The following is an 18,505-nucleotide window of genomic DNA, read 5'->3' on the forward strand; positions in this document are numbered from 1 at the left end:
GCGATCCCGGCGCTGGCGGCGAGAATACGGGGCGCACCCATCCACGAGGAGCGCGATGACGCACACGCTACGGCGCAACGCACGGCTGCTACTCGGCAGCGATCCGGAGACGAGCCCGCTGCTGCGGATGATCGGGACGGTACTGCTCGCGTTCAACCTGATGTACAACCACCGTGACCCGGTACCGCTGTGGCTGTGGATCACCTTCGGCGCCGCGTTCGCCTGCTGGCTGCTGTACGCGCTGTGCGAGGGCAACTGGCATCGGCTGGCGGCGGGCGCCCTGATCGGCTGCGCGCTGCTCTCGGCCGTCTCGACGGGCAGGTGGCCCGACCCCGCGAACGTCAGCGCCCCGGTGATCCAGCTGTGGGTGGCCGTCAGCCTGCTCGCCCAGCAGATCGTGGTGCGCACCAAGGTGGTGCTGTCGATCGCAGCCGCGACCGCCGGGGTCCTGATCGTCAGCTGCCTGCTCGCCGGGCTGACGGCGAGCCACATCCTGACCGCCGTCGGGGCCGGGGCCATCGGCTTGCTGGCCGGGCTCTACCGCCGTCAGTACCGGCTGCGGGCGTACCAGACCGAGCTCCTGCTCGAGCAGACCCGCCTGGCCCAGCAGGAACACGCGCGCGCCGCCGCACTGGACGAGCGCGCCCGCATCGCCCGCGAAATGCACGACGTGCTGGCGCATTCGCTGGGCGCGCTGACCGTGCAGCTCGAGGTCGCCGAGGGCCTGCTCAGCGAGAAGGGCGATGTGGCCGCCGCCCTGACCCACGTGCGCCGCTCGCACCGCCTGGCACTGGACGGCCTGATCGAGGCCCGCGGCGCGGTGGCCGCCCTGCGCGAGGATGTGCCGCCGCTGCCCGAGGCGGTGCGCGGGCTGGTCGAGAGCTACCGCCGCGACCACCGGCTGACCGTGGAGTGCCTGGTCGACGGCGAGGCGCGGGCGCTGCCCTCCGCGGCGGTGGTGTCGCTGCTGCGGGCCGCGCGCGAGGCGCTGACCAATGCGGGCAAGCATGCGCCCGGCGCGCCGGTGACGGTCGCGCTGACCTTCACACCGGACAAGGTGCGCCTGTCGGTGCGCAACCCGATCGTGGACGGTGCGAGTAGCGCGGGGGCAATCCGCGCGGCGAACGGCGGCGGCGGGTACGGTCTGACCGGAATGCGCGAGCGAATCGCGTTGGTCGGCGGCACCCTGTCCGCCGGACTCGGACGCGACGGCCGCGATTGGCAGGTGACCGCGGAGGTACCCGAATGACTGAGCCCGGCACCGAGATCCGGGTGCTCGTCGCCGACGACCAGCAGGTCATGCGCGAGGGCCTGGTCGCGCTGCTGGGTCTGGTCGACGGCGTGCGGGTCGTCGGCGCGGTCGGGAACGGCGAGGAGGCCGTGCGCGCGGTGGCCGAGCTGACCCCCGAGGTCGTACTCATGGATCTGCGCATGCCGGTGCTGGACGGGGTGGCGGCCACCCGCCGGATCACCACCGAGCATCCGGGCACCGGGGTGATCGTGCTGACCACCTATTCCGACGACGCGTCCATCGCGGGCGCGCTGCGGGCGGGGGCACGCGGATATCTCACCAAGGATGCCGGGCGCACCGAGATCGCCGCGGCCATCCGGGCCGCGGCCGCCGGGCAGTCCAGTTTCGACGCGACCGTCCTGCAGCGGCTGGTGGCCGCGCTGAGCCCACCCACCCCACCGACTCCGCAAGCTCCGTCGGCTCACGGTCCCCGCTCCGACGGCGAATCCGCGGGCGAAAACCCCTCGCCCGCAACGCCGAAGCCCCGGACACCCAGGCCGGACGGGCTGACCGCGCGGGAGGCGGAGGTGATCGGCCTGATCGGACAGGGCCTGTCCAACGCCGAAATCGCCGGGGCACTCTACATTTCGGAGACGACCGTCAAGACGCACATCAACAACGTCTTCGCCAAGATCGGCGCGCGCAACCGTGCCGACGCCGTCCGCTACGCCTACCGCCATGGCCTGGCACAACCCTGAAATACGGCCCCAGATGCCCGATTACGCGCATTCCGACTTCGCGGCCAAGGGCCGCGCCGAGAAGGCGCGGCGCCTGGCGGCCTACATCTGGCAGCGCGGCGTCACCGGGGCCGAGCTGCTGGCCATGCCGGACCCGGCCCGGCGCAAGCTGGCCCGGGCCGCGGACACCAATCCCCCGAGCACCGGCGAAACCTGGTCCGCGGCCGCGCAATTGCTGGACGAGAAGGATGCCTGGGCCGCCCGCAATCCGAATCATCCCGCGGCGCAACGCGATCGCACCGACGAGAAGATCCTGTGGGTGAAGCCGCCGATCAAACCCTGGACCGACGACGGCCCGGCGCGGAGGTAACACTCAGCGCCACCGGCGATCCCGGGCGTTGGACACGCGCCCACCGGCGATCCCGGGCAATCCACGCGCCGCGCCGAGGCCGGTATCGGGCGCACGGGTACGACATTCATCCGAGGTCGACCTCGGACCTCTCCTCGGCGGCCGCGCTCACCCGGTCCGCCAGTGAACGCAGCGCCTTGACCTCCTCATCGCTCATCTCATCGATGAACAGCCGCCGCACCAGCTCGACATGGTTGGGTGCCGCGCGCTGCAGCACCTCGCGGCCGTGCGCGGTCAGGCACACGAGGACCCCGCGCGCGTCGTCGGCGGCGGGGGTGCGCTCGACCAGCCCCCGCGCGGCCATCCGGGCCAGGTGCTTGGACAGCCTGCTCTTGTCCCAGCAGATCTCCGCGCCCAGATCCCTTGCGCGCAGGCGATCGTCCGGTGCCTGGGACAGCGCCACCAACACCTCGTAGTCCGGCGCCGATACCCCGTCGCCCGCCAGTCCGGCCGCGAGCGCGGAGTCCATCCGCTGCCGCAGCCGGATGTACGCCTGCCAGGTCGTCTGTTCGTCGTCGTCGAGCCACCGCACCATGGGAATTATCCTAGCGAGCAATTGGTTGACATGGACACTAACTGCACCGAGGAGGGCGCCATGCCAGCCATCACCGTCGACAATATCCTGGTACTCCCCCGGCTGCCGCGCCCCGCCGAGCCCGCGCGGCAGCGCCCCGTACGCACCGTCACCACCGCCCACCGCCAGCGCGAGGGCGCGGGCTTCGAGGTACGCCGCCCGTTCCCGAGCGTCGATCTGCGCTCGGCCGATCCCTTCATCCTGCTCGACCAGATGGGCCCGGTCGCCTACGAGCCCTACGAGGCCAAGGGCGCGCCGTGGCATCCGCACCGCGGCTTCGAGACGGTCACCTACATGCTCGACGGCACCATGGTCCACCACGACTCCAACGACGGCGGCGGGACCATCGGCCCCGGCGACACCCAGTGGATGACCGCCGGGTCCGGCATCTTGCACGACGAATTGCCCGCCGAGGACCTCGTCATCGCGGGCGGGGAATTCCACGGCATCCAGCTGTGGGTGAATCTGCCTCGCGCACAGAAGATGTCGGCGCCGCGCTACCAGGATCTGCGGGCGAGCGAACTGACGCTGGTCAGCTCGCACGACGGCGGCGCGCTGGTGCGGATCATCGCCGGTGAGCTCGGCGGCCACGACGGGCCCGGCTCGACCCACACCCCGATCGTGTACGCGCACGCCTCGATCACGCCCGGCGGGCGGCTGGAAACACCTTGGCCGCAACCGTATTCGGCGATGGTCTACGTGCTGTCCGGCAGCGGGACCGCGGGCGCGGAGGGTGTGCCGATCCGGGAGGGGCAGCTCGCGGTCTTCGGACCCGGCGAGTCGATCACCGTGACCGCCGACGAGCGGCAGGACACCCCGTCCGGCGCATTCGAGACACTGTTGCTCGGCGGGCAACCGATCCGTGAACCCGTCGTCCAGTACGGCCCGTTCGTGATGAACACGCGCAGCGAAATCGTCGAGGCCATCGAGGATTTCAACGCCGGGCGCATGGGCACGATCCCGGCGGTGCACCTGTCTGGGAAAAGACTGGGAGAATAGCCGCCCCGGTAGGCTGCGGTTGACAACAGGGCACGCCATCAGAACAGTAGACTCGGCGGTTCCGGCCCGAGCACCGTGGGGAGTGCCGGTTGGTCCGCCCCGTCAACCGCAGCAAATACAAAAAATACAACGAGGAATACATGAACGTACGCAGGCTCATCGTGACCGTGGGCGCGGGGATGGCCATCGCCGCCCCGCTCGCCCCCTCCGCACTCGCCGCCTCACCCAATATCCCCTCGGGTTCGGCCGGTACCGGATCGTCGAGCATCGACGACCTCATCGGCTCCTTCGGCTCGTCGAGCCTGACTCAGACCGGATCCGTCGGCGGACCGGTCTACAAGAACTGCGACGAGGTCCGCAGGGCCGGTAAGGCGCCGCTGTTCAAGGGCGAGCCCGGCTACGCGCCGTACCTCGACCCCAACAACACCGGAATGGCCTGCCCGACGCGGTAATCCGGCCCTGAACAAACAACACCCGGTGTGGCGATATTGCGCCACACCGGGTGTTGTGTTTTCGGGCCGCTGTTTTCGGGGCCGTTGTTTTCCGCTAGGCGGCATCGCGCCGTGTCAGCGGCGGAAGATCCGGTACAGCGTCAATCCGACGACCACGGCCCCCGCGCCGATGAGGCTGTACTTCACCTTGGGCTCGTTGAGCTTTGCGAGCACGGCATGCTTGGTCTTGTCGGCGATCCGCTGGGGGTCGGCCCGAACCGCGAGCTCGTCGAGTGTGTTCGCGAGCCGGTTACGCGCGGCTTCGATCTCCCGCTCGATGCTCTCGGTATCCTTCGCCACGTTATCTCCTGAATTCGTCCGGTAGGGCGTGCCTTGGCTGGCGACGAGTCTATCCGTGGCCGTACCCATGCCGACATGATCGGGGGCCTACGTGGTTACGCTCCGCTGCCTCCGCGGTGTCCGATGGCGCCGCTTCCGAGGGCCCTGCGTGGTTACACTTCGCTGCCTCCTCCGGGCCCGCCGGTGCGAGGCGCACCCTGACCGATCATGTCGGCGCGGTGAGCTACCGTGCTGGGCATGACCGAGAACCCTCGACTCAGTCCGGGCGATACCGCGCCCGCCTTCACCCTCCCCGATGCCGACGGCAAGCCGGTGTCCCTGGCCGACTACCGCGGCCGCAAGGTGATCGTCTACTTCTACCCCGCGGCCAGCACCCCCGGCTGCACGAAGGAGGCGTGCGACTTCCGCGACAACCTGGCCGAGCTGGACGGCGCCGGCATCGACGTCGTCGGCATCTCCCCGGACAAGCCGGCCAAGCTGGCCAAATTCCGGGACAACGAGCAGCTCACCTTCCCGCTGCTGTCCGATCCCGACCGCGAGGTGCTCACTGTCTGGGGCGCCTTCGGCGAGAAGATGATGTACGGCAAGAAGATCACCGGCGTGATCCGCTCCACGTTCCTCGTCGACGAGGAGGGCAAGATCGCGGTCGCCCAATACAACGTGCGCGCCACCGGCCACGTCGCCAAGCTGCGCCGCGACCTGTCGGTGTAGCCGGGGTAGCGGTGTAATCCGAGCCGAAAGGCAGTGCGGCCCGGCCCCTTCGACGGGGCCGGGCCACCTCCCGCTCAGGCGCGCGGCATCATCTCCGCGGCCCACAGCACCATCATCCGCCAGTGGTTGTCCCACCACCCGGCGAACTGCGGCGAGCCGAGCTGCGGCGGCGCGGACTCGCCCTTGAACAGCAGCGACCGATTCAGCGGCCCCACCGGGTTCATCGGATCGGGAACCACCAAACCGGATGCACCCGAGGTCCGCGTGCCCGCGGCCTGGTCCGACGCCGCGTTGCCCAGCTCGAGCCCGTGCGAATGCCTGCCGTTCGGCCCCCACGCCACGGTGGTCGGTTCGCTGGTGCCTGGGACCTTCGCCCGCCGACCCGGTGCCCTCGCCGCCGGAGACCGCACCCGTGTGCCCTGGTCGGCCTCGGATTCGGACTCCGGCGCGGGCTGCTCCACCGGCGCCACCTGGTCGGACTGCGCCGCGGCCCGGGCGTCGGCAACCGGGGCGGTGGCCGGATGCGAGCCCGCCGTCGCCTCGTAGATGCCGCCCGCGACCGCGCCGCCGACCAGCACGCTCGCCGCCGTGACCAGGGCCCCGACGCCCCGCGACATCCGCGAGCGCTCCTGCTCGAACAGATCCACCGACGCCGGCTGCACGATCAGCGCGGCACCGACCGCCGCCGCGGCCGCGGCCACCTTGCTCGGGATGATCGGCACGCCGAACCCCGACATCAGCGCGGCCGTAACCACCGGATCGCTTGCCGCCGAACCGATCATCACCACGGCCTCGGGCTCCACGCCGGCCGCGGCGAACTGATCCAGGGCCGCCGTGACCGCCGGACGCATCGTCTCCTCGCTGACCATCGAGCCGGTCCCCGTGATCGCCGTCACCACCCGATCGCGTTCGGGCGAGATCAGCGTGAAGCACTGATAGCCCGGCACCGCCTCGCACATCAGCAGATGATCGAATTCGGCCGTCCACGGCATCGCCCGGGCCAGCGCCAGATGGGACGACTTCGCCGACACCAGCGAGGCCGTGCGCCACGGGCCCTCGGCCAGGCCCGTGACGATCGTGCGGCGCTCGGCCGCATCGCGGTATGTCACTGCCGCCCCGGCGATCTCGCGGTCCGGGCCGATCTCGTCGGCCAGGGCCTCCAGGGCCGCCTCGACCGCCCGCGGTAGGTTGGCCCGGCCCCCGCCGAATCGGAATGTGCGCTGGATGACCAGCCGGTCCGGCAGCTTGGCCTCGTCGTCGGATAGTGCCACCGCGTGGACGGTGCCGCGTTCGGTGGAAACACCGAAGGACACCACGGATCGAGCAACCACAGATCACGCCTTTCGATGTGCTGGTGAAATGTGCGCAGAGGTACGCCTACTCGGTATGTCTTCGTCGCGGTTTGCGGTCCGGATGGGTACCCGGGTGCAACAAAACCGGTATCCGACGGCGCAGCCGCGTGTCATCAGCGTGTCGCTACCGCTAGCCTGATAGGCGTGGTGGAAGCGCGAGCGGCAACGAGGTCGAACCGACGTCCGGACCCCGCGTTGGAGTTACAGGACGATCCGCAGGAACTCATGCCCCGGCGCCGCCCCACCCAGGAACGCAGCAAGCGCAAGTTCGACGCGTTGCTCCAGGCGTCGCGAGAATTGTTGGTAGAGGTCGGATTCGAGTCGTTCACCTGCGAGGAGGTCGCCGCCCGCGCCGAGGTACCGATCGGCACGCTCTACCAGTTCTTCGCCAACAAATACGTGATCGTGTGTGAGCTGAACCGCCAGGATCTGGTCGCGGTGACCAGGGAGCTGTCGGACTTCCACGGCGAAATCCCGTCCATGGACTGGCTGCGGCACATGAACCGATTCGTCGACCACATGGCCGACCTGTGGATGACCGACCCGTCCCGGCGCGAGGTGTGGCTGGCGATGCAGTCCACCCCGTCCACCCGGGCCACCGGCACCATCCACGAGAAGGAATTCGCCGAGGTCGTCCAGGGGATGCTGCGCCCCCTGATGCCCCGCACCCCCCGCGGCCGCCGCTCGATGATGGCGCAGGTGCTGGTGCACGTGGTGTATTCGATGCTGAATTTCTCCGTGCAGGACGGGCTGCGGCACGAGGACGCGGTGGGGGAACTCAAGCGGTTGATGGTGGCTTATCTGCTGGTCGCGGAGAAGGAATCCCGGTCGGGCGGGCAGCGCGAGCCGCAGGGCTGACACGCGGAAGGTGTCGGTCCGGCTGGTTAGCATGGGACCATGTCGATCCCGCATCTCGCGTCTCCGGACCTTCCCGAGACGATGACCTGGGAAGAGCTCAAGGTGCTTCCTCAGGAGATCGCGCAGTACATCGAGCTGCGTGATGGGCGGCCGGTATGGATCGCCGAGGAGGTCCTTGCCAAACATGGTCCTTCCGAGCACCAGCGGTATTCACGACGTTTCAACACTGCGCTCGAAGCAACGGCACGGGAAGCCACACGCCGATCGCTGGGCCCTTGTTGGGATGCCGAGGGCGAGACCAACGTGTTTCTCACTCTCGACAGGTCGAGCTTTGTAACACCGGATTTCATGGTGTTTCGCTGCCTCGAGCATGAATTCGACTGGATTTACGCAGACGATGTCGTCCTGGTGGGCGAGGTTCTCTCACCAGCGAATACACCGCGACAGATCGACGAGAAGAAGGCTCGATACGCAGCAGGAAAGATTCCTTGGTATTGGGAGGTCGAGCTCGGCCGTAATCCTCGACATATCAGCAGCGTGCGCGCCTTCGGCTTGTTCCCGAACAGCCTCGCCCTTCCCGAAGGCGTTACATCGTTGCGTTCTGCGCACTATGCCCTTGCCGAAGAGTGGACATTCGATGACGACGAGGGAATCGAAACAATGCACCCGTTCCCGATAAAAATTCCTTGGGCCGACCTGGCATACTGAGCCGGTCCCCGGTAAAAGCGCGAGACAGGAACTAACGCGACGCAGACCGCGTTAGCCCCGCCCCGAGCCTGGGCCCGACGGAGCGGAACCATCGTCACAGCATCTCAGGGGATCAGGTCGGCCAGCTCGCCCGGATCCTCCAGGACCACCATGGCGGCGGCGGTATCGCCGTCATGGGTGAGGGACAGATGGACGCGAACGCGCGGGAGGAAGTCCGCTGCCAGGCCGTGCAGCTTGATGCTGGGCCGGCCCCAGGCGTCGTTGACGACCTCGATCAACGGATAGGGGTTGTCGCCGATCTGCGGGCTGCGGGCGAAGCGGGAGGTGGCCCACGCCTTCAGCACCGCCTCCTTGGCCGCCCAGCGCGCGGCGTAGCTGCGCGCCGGATCGGTGCCCTTGCTCTGACAGTAGCGGCGCTCACCGGCGGTGAAACTCTCGCGCAGCATGGTGGTTCCGGCGCGATCGAGCTGTTCGGCGAATTCGGAGATGGTGACCAAATCCAGGCCGATACCGAGGATCGTCAAGGCGTACAAGCTCCTTGTCTTGGTACGGATGTGTTATGCGGGGGTGGTGCAGCAACACATGGTTTGCGGGTCGGTTCCGGCCGCGGCCCGTCACCGACCCTACGGGATCGGCGCCGGGCCGCGGTGCGAATGCGCGACGACGCCGCCCACTGTCTGGTGAGCGGCGTCGCCGGGTGTTCATCTACTGCGCGAGTTCGCCTGTGCCGCAGGAGCCCTGGGCCAGGTACAGCCCATCCGAGCCCAGGCGCGCCTGCTCCGAGAGCAGCACGTCGGCCTCCAACTGACGGGCCTGCTTGGCCGGGGTCCCCTCGCCGCCGAGACGACGATCCGCCGGGCGCTCGTACAGCGGGGCGCCGCCGCACATGGCCTCGGTGAACCGCTGACGCCCGTCGAGCTGACGCTGCTGGGCCCGGCGCTGGTAGTCCTCGCGCCGCTCGGGGTCGAGCGCGGCCAGGAACGCCTGCGGGTGCACGATCGCCAGCAGGCCCGACACGTGGCCGAAGCCGAGCGAGGTGACCAGGCCGGCCTTGAGCGCGAACCGGTCTCCGAAGCGCAGCGGCTCGCGCGCCCACACCAGATGCGGGTACTCGGCCATCTTCTCGTCGACACAGTCCAGGCTGCGGTTCGGCGGGATGACGCCCTGCTCCAGCACCTGGCACAGGCCGATCATCTGGAAGGCCGCCGCGCCGCCCTTGGCGTGGCCGGTGAGCGACTTCTGCGACACCACGAACAGCGGCGCGCCCTCGGAGCGTCCGATGGCCGTGGCGAGCCGCTCGTGCAGCTCGGACTCGTTGGGATCGTTTGCGCCCGTGGAGGTGTCGTGCTTGGAGATCACCGCGATGTCATCCGCGGTGACGCCCAGCTTGCGCAGCGCCGCGGCCAGCTTGGAGTCCCGGCCGCCGCGGCCCGCACCCAGCGCGCCCAGCCCGGGGGCCGGGATCGAGGTGTGCACGCCGTCGGCGAACGACTGCGCGAAGGCGATCACGCCCAGCACCGGCAGGCCCATCTCGGCCGCGACGTCGCCGCGGGCCAGCAGCACCGTGCCACCGCCCTGGGATTCGACGAATCCGCCGCGGCGACGGTCGTTGGCGCGGGAGAAGTAGCGATCGCTGATTCCCTTGGCGCTCATGGCCGCCGAGTCCGCGGTGGCGGACATGTCACCGAAGCCGACGATGCCCTCGATGCCCAGATCGTCGTAGCCACCGGCCACCACGACATCGGCCTTGCCGAGGCGGATCTTGTCCACGCCCTCCTCGACCGAGACCGCCGCGGTCGCGCACGCCGCGACCGGATGGATCATTCCGCCGTAGCTGCCGACGTAGGACTGCACCACGTGCGCCAGGGCGACGTTGGGCAGGGCCTCCTGCAGGATGTCGTTGGCGCGCGGCTCACCGAGCAGGTTGTCGATGTACAGCGAGCGCATCGAGCTCATGCCGCCCATGCCGGTGCCCTGGGTGTTGGCCACCAGCGAGGGGTGCACCCAGCTCATCAGCTCGGCCGGGCTGAAGCCCGAGGACAGGAACGCGTCCACCGTGCACACGATGTTCCACAGCGCCACCCGGTCGATCGAGGCGGCCATGTCGGCGGAGATGCCCCACTTGGTGGGATCCCAGCCGGTGGGGATCTGACCGCCGACCGTGCGCGAGAGCTTGGCCTTGCGCGGCACGCGAATCTCGGTGCCCGCCTTGCGCGTCACCTGCCAGTCGCCCGAGCCCTCGACCGGCGCGATGACGGTCTGCTCCGGGTTCGCGGCGTGGAACGCGCGGGCCTGCGCCTCGTCGCTGACCACGAAGGTCAGGTCCTTGTCCAGGAATACCGAGGTGAGCAGCGGCGCGGCGTTGTCGATCATGGCGCCGTCGTCGCCGTAGCGGCGCACACCGCACCGCTCCACGACGGTGTCGTGGTAGCGCTCGGCGACTTCGGATTCCTCGACGTACTCACCGGATTCGACGTCGTACCAGCCCGGCTTGGGATCGTTCTCCCAGGCGACCAGGCCGGTGGTCCACGCCAGCTCCAGCACACCCGCGGCCGACAGCTTGTCCTCGACCTCGAACTCGAAGCGGGTGCGTGCCGAACCCCAGGGGCCCAGCTCGCCCGCGCCGACGATCACGACCATGTCGGCGAGATCCGCGGTTACCGAACCCCATTCGGGGGTCGGCAGCTTCGAGCTCAGCGTCGGCGGGGCAGGCAGCGCCGCAATGGTCTGCGCCGCAACGTCTTGCGCGTCGTCGGAGGCCGAGGCCTGCTCACGCGCCTGCTTGGCCAGCTCGGGCAGATCCAGCTCGGCACCGGCCAGACCGCCGGTCAGGTCGAGCTGCCGCGGTGCGGCCGCGGCGTCCACGCGGGCGGTGCCGGTGCACGATTTCAGCAGCTCATCGGCCATCTCGTCGGTAGACCACGTGCGCACCCCGGCCTTCTCCACGGCCTCGACCAGCGGGTCGTTGCCGCCCATCAGGCCGGTGCCGCGCACCCAGCCGATCAGCGCGTGTACCAGCGTGACCCGCGCGGCCCAGGACTTCTCCGCTCGCCACTTGCCGACCACCGCGTCCAGGGCGGCCTTGGACTCGCCGTAGGCGCCGTCGCCGCCGAACATGCCGCGGTTGGGCGAACCCGGCAGCACCACATGCAGTTTCGCGTCGACGTCGTGGTCCGCGCCGATCGCGGACAGGCCGCCGATGAGCCGCTCCACCGACCAGAGCAGCACCCGCATCTCCATTTCGGCGCGGGCGCCGGCATCGGAGAGGTCACCGGCCACGCGCGGCGCGGCGAACGGGAACAGCAGCGTCGGGGTCATCGCCTCCTTGAGCAGAACCTTTGCGCCACCGGCATTGTCGACCTGCTCGGTGCCTACCCACTCGATGAGCGCGTCCACATCGGCGTAGGAGGCCATGTTCGCGGGCACCACCCACAGGGCGGCGCCGCGGCGGGCGTTGTCGCGGTAGAGCTGCTTGTAGAAGCCCAGGCGGGCGTCGTTCAGCGTGGAGGTGGTGACGATGACCGTCGCGCCGCCGCCGAGCAGCCGCGCGGCGGCCGAGGCGGCGATGGAACCCTTGCTGGCGCCGGTGATCACGGCGATGTCGCTGGACCACTCGCCGGCCTTATCGGTGCTCAGCGCGGCCTCGGCGATGCGCTCGTACCGTCCGGCCAGCACCGAGCGGGCCTCGCTCATCGCGCGCTGGCGCCACCAGTTCGCCTGTGCGGCAACGGCCTTGCCCGCGCCGAGGAAGCCCTGGACCGAGTCCTGCTCCGCAGCGGAGTCGTCGGCGAGCCAGAGCCGGGCCAGATCCTCGCGGGCGGTGGCCCAGCGGTCGTCGATCAGCAGAGCCTTGCGGGCGTCGAACGCGGGGGCGACCAGCCGCGGCCAGTCCGAACCCAGCTCGGCGGCAACGAGATCAACCAGGGTGTCGGGCGTGGCCTCGGGCGCGGACACCTGCTCGGCCAGGCCCAGCTGCTCGAGCACGACCCGCGCCGCGGTGGCCAGCACGCCGTCGCGGCCGGTGATCTGCTCGGTGAACTCGCCCAGCGCGGCCGCGTCCACGGTCGCGCCGCCGCCACCACCGGCGGCCGGCAGGGAGACCGCCACGCCCCGGCGCGCGGCCACGGCCTGCACCGCGGCGTCGATCGCGGCGTCCACCGCCGCGCCGTCGCCCGGCGCGCCGGATACCAGCCCGCCCAGGTCGCCGCCGCGAATGCTGGCGCCCTCGCGGGTGCCGAGGGAGACCTCGGCGGTGACGTGGTGCGCCCAGCCGTCGCCGAGCTCCCAGACCTTCTTGACGCGCTCGGCGATCGCGGCCGGGCGCTTGCCCGACGGGCCGAACACCTTGCGCAGGTGGTCGCCGATGGCGTCCGACAGCACCGAACCGAACGGCTTGTAGGTGCGGGCCAGCCGCTCGACCGTCGCCGAGAGCGCGCCCATGTCGGCATCGGCCGCGCCGTCGATCGCGCCGAGGGACAGCTCCGAGCCGAGGTCGACCAGCAGCTGGTTGCGGCGCGATGAGACACCGTCGCACAGGCCCTCGATGGTGTCGACCGGTCCGATCTGATCCATCCGCAGCTTGGTCCACAGCGCGATCAGCACGCGGGTGGCATCGGCCGCGGTGAAGGAGATGTCGTCCGGGCGGGGGCCGCCGGACGGGGCCGCCGGGGCCGCCACGGGGGCCGCGGCAGCGGGAGTCGCTGCGGCGGTGGCGGTCTCGGCCGGAGTCTCCTCCGGCTCGTCCACCGGCGCGGGATCGGTGTCGGTGGAGTACACCACGCCGGCCTCGCGCTCGATGTTCAGCACCTCCACCTTGGCGGTGGCGAACTGCGGCAGCTTGAGGGTGTTGGAGGCCAGGTTCGCCACGGTCGGCGTTGCGGCCAAACCGATTTCGACGAACCGCTCGACCCCGAGCCCGCCCCGGGCGGAATCGCCGAACAGCAGGTCCTGGGTCTCGATCCAGCGCACCGGGCTGGCGAACTGCCAGGCCAGCAGCTCGATCAGCACCACGCGGCACAGCTCGGACGGGCGCTGCGCCCAGTTCTCGAAGTCGGCCAGCACCTTCGACAGCGGTTCGGAGGGAACCAGATCGGCGATCTCCTGAATGAAATCCCGGTCCAGCGAGAAGGGCTTGGGCACCAGGTTCGGAATGTAGCGGCCGGTCAGCACCTCCGGCTGCAGGTTCTCCGGCAGCAGTTCCTCGAGCTTGCCGCGGAACTCGGGCACGCCCTTGCGCAGCACGGTCGAGTGGAACGGCACGTCGATGCCGGGCACCAGGATGAACGCCCGCTTGCCACCGAATTCCGCACGGCGGCGCTCGATCTCGGCCTCGAGCTCCTCGAGACCCTTGACCGTGCCCGCGATCGCGTACTGCGCGCCGCGCAGGTTCAGGTTCACGACCTCGAGGAATTCGCCGACCCGATCGCCGATTGTCTTGACCCAGTCGGTGACCTCGGCGTCGGGCAGCCCGATCTGCGAGGGGCGGATCGCGGCCATCCGATAGTCGCTCTGGCCCTTGGCATCCCGGGGCACCAGCTCGTGCATGGCCGAGCCGCGCTGGAACACCACCTCGAGCACCGCCTCGAGCGGCAGCACCCCGGCGACCGCGGCCAGGGCGTTGTACTCGCCGACCGAGTGCCCGGCCAGCATCGCGCCCTCGACGAACGCGCCGGCCTCGCGCAGCTCGGCCACCTGAGCCACGCCCAGGGTCGCCATCGCGACCTGGGTGAACTGGGTCAGGTGCAGCACCCCCTGCGGGTGGCGGTACTCCACGCCGCGGGCCTTGAGGTAGGTCGGGTTGTCCCGCACCACAGCCAGGATCGAGAAGCCCAGCGCCTCGCGGGTGTGCTTGTCCGCGCGCTCCCAGATCTGTTTGGCCGCCTTGGACCGCGCCCGGGCGTCCAGACCCATCCCCTTGGTCTGAATGCCCTGGCCCGGGAAGGCGTACACGGTCTTCGGCGCGGCCAGCCGACCCGTGCCCGTCATCACCAGATCGCCCTCGATCCGGCAGGACACCTCGACGATCTCGCTACCGGCGTCCACCGCGACGCGCTCGACGCGCACGTCGATCTCCGCGCCCGGGCGGACCATGCCCAGGAACCTGGTGGTCCAGGCGGTGAGAGTCCGTGCGGGCAGCGAGGATTCGGGGTCCACGGCCGACACCGCGTGCTGCGCGGCGGCCGAGAGCCACATGCCGTGCACGATCGGGCTGCCCAGCCCGGCCAGCTTGGCGGCGTTGGCGGAGGTGTGAATCGGGTTGTGATCGCCGGACACCGCGGCAAACGCGGCCATCGCGCGGGGCGCGGTGACGGTCACGTCGCGACGACGACGGCGCGGAGTGTCGGTGGCCTCCTCGGAGACCGTCCCGGCCGCGCGCGGCGGGTCGGACAGCTCGCCGGCGCCGTTGCGGCCGCGAATCGCGAAGCGCTCGGTCAGCGTCGCCACCGTCGGGGTGTCCAGGCCGTGATCGCGCATCACGCCGACGGTGACGCGCACCTCGGCGACGCGGCCCATATCGGTGTCGACGACCTCGCCCGACTCCGCGCGCACGGCGAGAATCGCGTGCTCGGCGGGCAATTCGCCGGTCAGCTCGATCCGGTGGTCCAGGTGGACCAGGTCCAGCATGCCCTCGATGACGTGCTGCCCGGCCTCGGTGCGGGTCGCGCCCAGCACCGCGAACACCGCGGGCCAGCATGCGCCCACGAGCACATCCGGCACGGTGCGGCCGATGGTGCTCAGCGTCGCGGGCAGACCCGAACCGGTGACACCGGCGTGGTCGGCGATCAGGTCCGGGCTCCAGGCCACATTCACGTGCGCGACACCGGATTTGACCTCCGGCAGCGACTTGCCCGCGGCGACCGCCAGCAGCGCCGACATGGCGGCCTCGGCGTCGTCCTGCGCGATGACCGGCGCGCCGCCGTTGTACGCGGAGGCCGGCACGGTGATCCGGATGCGAACGGCGTTGTCGCCCAGCAGCGGAACGGTGAGCTCGACGTAGGCGTTGTCAGTGTCCGGACCCTCGATCGACACCAGGGTGGCGCCGGTCGGCGGGTGGTGCGCACCCTGGCCGTCCACGGCCCACTCGGCCAGATCGCCCAGCCGGTGTACCGGGTTCAGCGTGGTGCGCCCCGCCCACTGCACATCGGGGGCGGCCAGCACGAGATCGATGACGCCCGCGGTGACCTCGGCGCGGCGGCGTCCGTCCACGGCCAGCGGCGTCACCCCGCCGCGGATGAGGGTGTGGGCGGTGTCCTGCTCGAAGCGGTCCAGCAGCTCGCCGACCGGCTCGTCCACCCGGGTGATGCCCGCGACGGCCACGGTGCCGGGGATGATGCAGACCTGATCGGCGCCGTAGCGCGGATCGTGGGCCTGCCACAGCGAATCCGAGCGCCACCAGCGGCGCACGTCGCCGTCGACGACGGGTACGAAGTTGACGGGCTTGCCCGGGGTCTTGCACAGCGCGACGAAGAACGGCACGTCGGCCGGGTGCAGCACGGTGTCCGCGGCGGCCGGGTACTGCTCCTTCAGCGTGCAGATCGCCTGCACGGGCGCCTCGAACGCGGCGTCGTCGGTGAAAAGCGTTGCGATCTCGCCGCGGTCGGCCGGGTTGAGGCGGGATTCGGTGCGGCGCACCATCTCCGCGAAGCGGTCGCGCCAGGTGATGTCCAGCCACACCGAGCGGGTGGCATCCGCGATGGCCTCGGAGAAGTCCGCGCCGCAGTCGAAGTCGGTGCGGCGATCCAGACCCACCGCGAGCTCGACGTAGCGCTCGAGCCACTCCAGGTAGCTCATGGCCGCGACATCGCCGAAATACGGCTTGGCCGTGACGTTCAGCGCGGCGATGATCTCCTCGCGCCGCTCGGCGACGGCGTCGGCATTGCCCGCGACCTCGTCCAGCAGGCGGCCGGTGCGGGAGGCGGCGTTGTCGATCTCGTGAATGTCCGCGCCCAGCTGGCTACGGCCCGAGGCCATTCCGCCCACGGCGGTGCCCGCGCCGACCCACTCGGGATGTCCGGGGGTGTCCACCAGCAGCTGCTTGACCTCGGGTGCGGTGGTCGCCTCGAGGGTCGCCATCGCGGCGGTGCCGACCAGCACGCCGTCCAGCGGCATCACCGGATAGCCGTGCGCGGCAGCCCATTCGCCGGTCAGGTACTCCGTGGCGCGCTCGGGGGTACCGATGCCGCCGCCGACGCAGACCACCACGTTGGCGCGGTTGCGCAGCTCGGCGTAGGTGTCCAGCAGCAGGTCGTCCAGGTCCTCCCACGAGTGGTGACCACCCGCGCGGCCGCCCTCGATGTGCATGATGACCGGGTAGTCCGGCACCGCGTCCGCGATGCGCAGCACGGCGCGGATCTGCGCCACCGTGCCCGGCTTGAACGCGACATGCGAGATACCGACCTCGGTCAGCTCCTCGATCAGCGCGACGGCCTCGTCGAGCTCGGGGATGCCCGCGGTGACGATCACGCCGTCGAACGGCGCACCGGCCGCGCGGGCCTTCTGCACCAGGCGCTTGCCGCCCAGCTGCAGCTTCCACAGGTAAGGGTCCAGGAACAGCGAGTTGAACTGCACCTCGCGGCCCGGGTGCAGCAGCGTCTTCAGCTCGGCGACGCGATCGGCGAAGATCTGCTCGGTGACCTGCCCGCCGCCGGCCAGCTCGGCCCAGTGGCCCGCATTCGCCGCGGCCGCAACGATTTTCGCATCCACCGTGGTGGGGGTCATGCCCGCCAGCAGGATCGGGGAGCGGCCGGTGAGCCGGGTGAACGCGGTCTCGACGACCACGCGCCCGTTCGGCAGCCGAATCGGCTTGGGGGCGAAGGCCTCCCACGCCGGGGACACCTCCGGCGCCGCGCCGGGGGTGAACAGGGCGCGCTGGCCAGTGCGGGTCGAGGCCGCCACGATCCCGACCCCGGTGCCGCGCAGCGAGCCCTGGGTCAGCCGGCTCAGCAGGTCGCCGGGACCCAGGTCCAGCATCCACTGCGCGCCATCGGAAATCGCCTCGTCCACGATCGCGACCCAGTCCACCGGATCCACCAGGATGGCCCGGGTGAGGTCGGCGGCGAGCTGCTCCTCGATGCCGCACTGCTTGGCCCAGCCGACCACCATGTCGACGGTCTCGGCCAGCGCGGGGTGATGGAAGCCGACCTCGACCTCGACATCCTCGAAGACGGGCGCGAACACCGCGCCGCCGCGCTTCTTGGCCTCGCGGTCGCGGGTCTGCTCGTCATGGATCTCCGCGCAGCGCTGACGAACCCGGTCCAGCTGGGCGACGGTGCCCGAGAGCACCGCGCGGCGACGGCCGTTGCGGATGGACACCACGGCGGCAGCGGCGGGATCGACGTCCCGGGAGACCTCGGCGACGATCGCCTTCAGCTGCTCGGGATCCACGTGCGAGACGGCCACCATCGGCGACTTCTCGCCGACCGGGATCAGGCCGCGCCGCCGGGCCACCAGCGTCGCTGCGGCGCCGATCAACTGGGCCAGCCCCAGCAGCTCCGCGTCGCGGGCGCCGTTCGCCTGCGCGGCGCGCGCGGCCAGCAGGCCCTGGGAGTGACCGATCACCGCGGCCGGCGCGTGCTCGGCCGGATCCAGCCCCTGCAGCCGCAGCGCGCGCAGCGCGGCGACCTGGCTCAGGAACACCCCGGGCATGGAGATGGCGGCCGAGCGCAGCACCTGGGGGGCCGGGGCGGCGGACACCTCGCCGGCGTCGGTATCGGCGAGCTCGTCCTCCAGCATCCACGCGATCGGGTCGAAGCCCATCGGCCGGACCACCAGCAACTGCGAGGCAATCGGCGCCAGCAGCGCGGCGGCCTCGTTCACCAGAGCGGTGAGCTCGGGCTCGAGGGCGCTGTCACGCCCGATCTCCTCGAGTTCACCCAGCCACTGCGCCCCCTGTCCACCGAAGGCCAGCACGTAGGGCTGCCCGGCCTGCAGACGGTCCACCAGCGACGACTTGATTCCCGTATCCGAAACTCCCCCAACAATGTTGGCCCTGGCTCCGGTTCCGGTGCTCTCGTTGATCGTCAAGACGTTCGACTTCCTACTCGTGGTGGCTCGCCTCGCGAGAGGGCCACCAGGCGTGCACAGGCACTCCTCGGCCCTGAGGACTGATCTCTGCCGAGGATGGCACAAAATCATG

General features: G+C 70.4%; 13 protein-coding genes. 8 read left to right on the forward strand and 5 right to left on the reverse strand.

Annotation, left to right across the window (positions count from 1 at the left end):
• Positions 1-55: 55 nt before the first annotated feature.
• The 3 genes from KO481_RS29640 to KO481_RS29650 are packed head-to-tail and all read left to right on the forward strand — an operon-like array spanning position 56 to position 2,338.
• Positions 56-1,249 carry a sensor histidine kinase gene (locus tag KO481_RS29640; protein WP_215917414.1) on the forward strand — a complete coding sequence of 398 codons (1,194 nt, stop codon included), beginning with the start codon at positions 56-58 and terminating at the stop codon, positions 1,247-1,249.
• Complete coding sequence (locus KO481_RS29645) at positions 1,246-1,989, forward strand: response regulator transcription factor (RefSeq protein WP_215917413.1); 744 nt, start codon at positions 1,246-1,248, stop codon at positions 1,987-1,989. Before KO481_RS29640 ends, KO481_RS29645 begins: the two co-directional genes overlap by 4 nt.
• Positions 1,990-2,002: 13 nt before the next feature.
• Positions 2,003-2,338 (forward strand): hypothetical protein, encoded by a 336-nt coding sequence (locus KO481_RS29650; protein WP_215917412.1) that lies wholly within the window; start codon positions 2,003-2,005, stop codon positions 2,336-2,338.
• Between the two features lie 106 nt (positions 2,339-2,444).
• Here the strand turns inward: KO481_RS29650 and KO481_RS29655 are convergent, their stop codons facing one another.
• Positions 2,445-2,912 (reverse strand): MarR family winged helix-turn-helix transcriptional regulator, encoded by a 468-nt coding sequence (locus KO481_RS29655; protein WP_215917411.1) that lies wholly within the window; start codon positions 2,910-2,912, stop codon positions 2,445-2,447.
• Positions 2,913-2,972: 60 nt separating this feature from the next.
• Here KO481_RS29655 and KO481_RS29660 point away from each other — a divergent pair, with 60 nt between their 5' ends.
• Together KO481_RS29660 and KO481_RS29665 are read left to right on the forward strand one after the other, a co-directional pair.
• Complete coding sequence (locus KO481_RS29660; protein ID WP_215917410.1) at positions 2,973-3,950, forward strand: pirin family protein; 978 nt, start codon at positions 2,973-2,975, stop codon at positions 3,948-3,950.
• 140 nt (positions 3,951-4,090) lie between these two features.
• Positions 4,091-4,402 carry an excalibur calcium-binding domain-containing protein gene (locus tag KO481_RS29665; protein ID WP_215917409.1) on the forward strand — a complete coding sequence of 104 codons (312 nt, stop codon included), beginning with the start codon at positions 4,091-4,093 and terminating at the stop codon, positions 4,400-4,402.
• 114 nt (positions 4,403-4,516) lie between these two features.
• Here the strand turns inward: KO481_RS29665 and KO481_RS29670 are convergent, their stop codons facing one another.
• A complete protein-coding gene (locus KO481_RS29670; RefSeq protein WP_215917408.1) occupies positions 4,517-4,741 on the reverse strand; it encodes a DUF3618 domain-containing protein in 225 nt (74 codons plus the stop codon).
• 237 nt (positions 4,742-4,978) lie between these two features.
• Here KO481_RS29670 and bcp point away from each other — a divergent pair, with 237 nt between their 5' ends.
• The gene (bcp, locus tag KO481_RS29675; RefSeq protein ID WP_215917407.1) at positions 4,979-5,452 is read left to right on the forward strand and encodes a thioredoxin-dependent thiol peroxidase; all 474 of its coding nucleotides are present in this window, start codon (positions 4,979-4,981) and stop codon (positions 5,450-5,452) included.
• 74 nt (positions 5,453-5,526) lie between these two features.
• On the opposite strand, the gene KO481_RS29680 is transcribed toward bcp, so the two are convergent.
• Positions 5,527-6,783 carry a DUF7159 family protein gene (locus KO481_RS29680; protein ID WP_215917406.1) on the reverse strand — a complete coding sequence of 419 codons (1,257 nt, stop codon included), beginning with the start codon at positions 6,781-6,783 and terminating at the stop codon, positions 5,527-5,529.
• 246 nt (positions 6,784-7,029) lie between these two features.
• Between KO481_RS29680 and KO481_RS29685 the strand changes: the two genes are divergently transcribed.
• Both KO481_RS29685 and KO481_RS29690 read left to right on the forward strand, forming a co-directional pair.
• The gene (locus KO481_RS29685) at positions 7,030-7,662 is read left to right on the forward strand and encodes a TetR/AcrR family transcriptional regulator (protein ID WP_245400921.1); all 633 of its coding nucleotides are present in this window, start codon (positions 7,030-7,032) and stop codon (positions 7,660-7,662) included.
• Positions 7,663-7,701: 39 nt separating this feature from the next.
• Positions 7,702-8,370 (forward strand): Uma2 family endonuclease, encoded by a 669-nt coding sequence (locus KO481_RS29690; RefSeq protein ID WP_215917405.1) that lies wholly within the window; start codon positions 7,702-7,704, stop codon positions 8,368-8,370.
• 104 nt (positions 8,371-8,474) lie between these two features.
• Here the strand turns inward: KO481_RS29690 and acpS are convergent, their stop codons facing one another.
• Positions 8,475-8,894, reverse strand: a complete 420-nt coding sequence (acpS, locus tag KO481_RS29695; protein ID WP_215917404.1) for a holo-ACP synthase AcpS — start codon at positions 8,892-8,894, stop codon at positions 8,475-8,477.
• 181 nt (positions 8,895-9,075) lie between these two features.
• Complete coding sequence (locus tag KO481_RS29700) at positions 9,076-18,393, reverse strand: type I polyketide synthase (protein WP_215917403.1); 9,318 nt, start codon at positions 18,391-18,393, stop codon at positions 9,076-9,078.
• Between the last annotated feature and the right edge of the window lie 112 nt (positions 18,394-18,505).

It is taken from the genome of Nocardia albiluteola, from assembly GCF_018860155.1.
Classification (GTDB): Bacteria; Actinomycetota; Actinomycetes; order Mycobacteriales; family Mycobacteriaceae; genus Nocardia; species Nocardia albiluteola.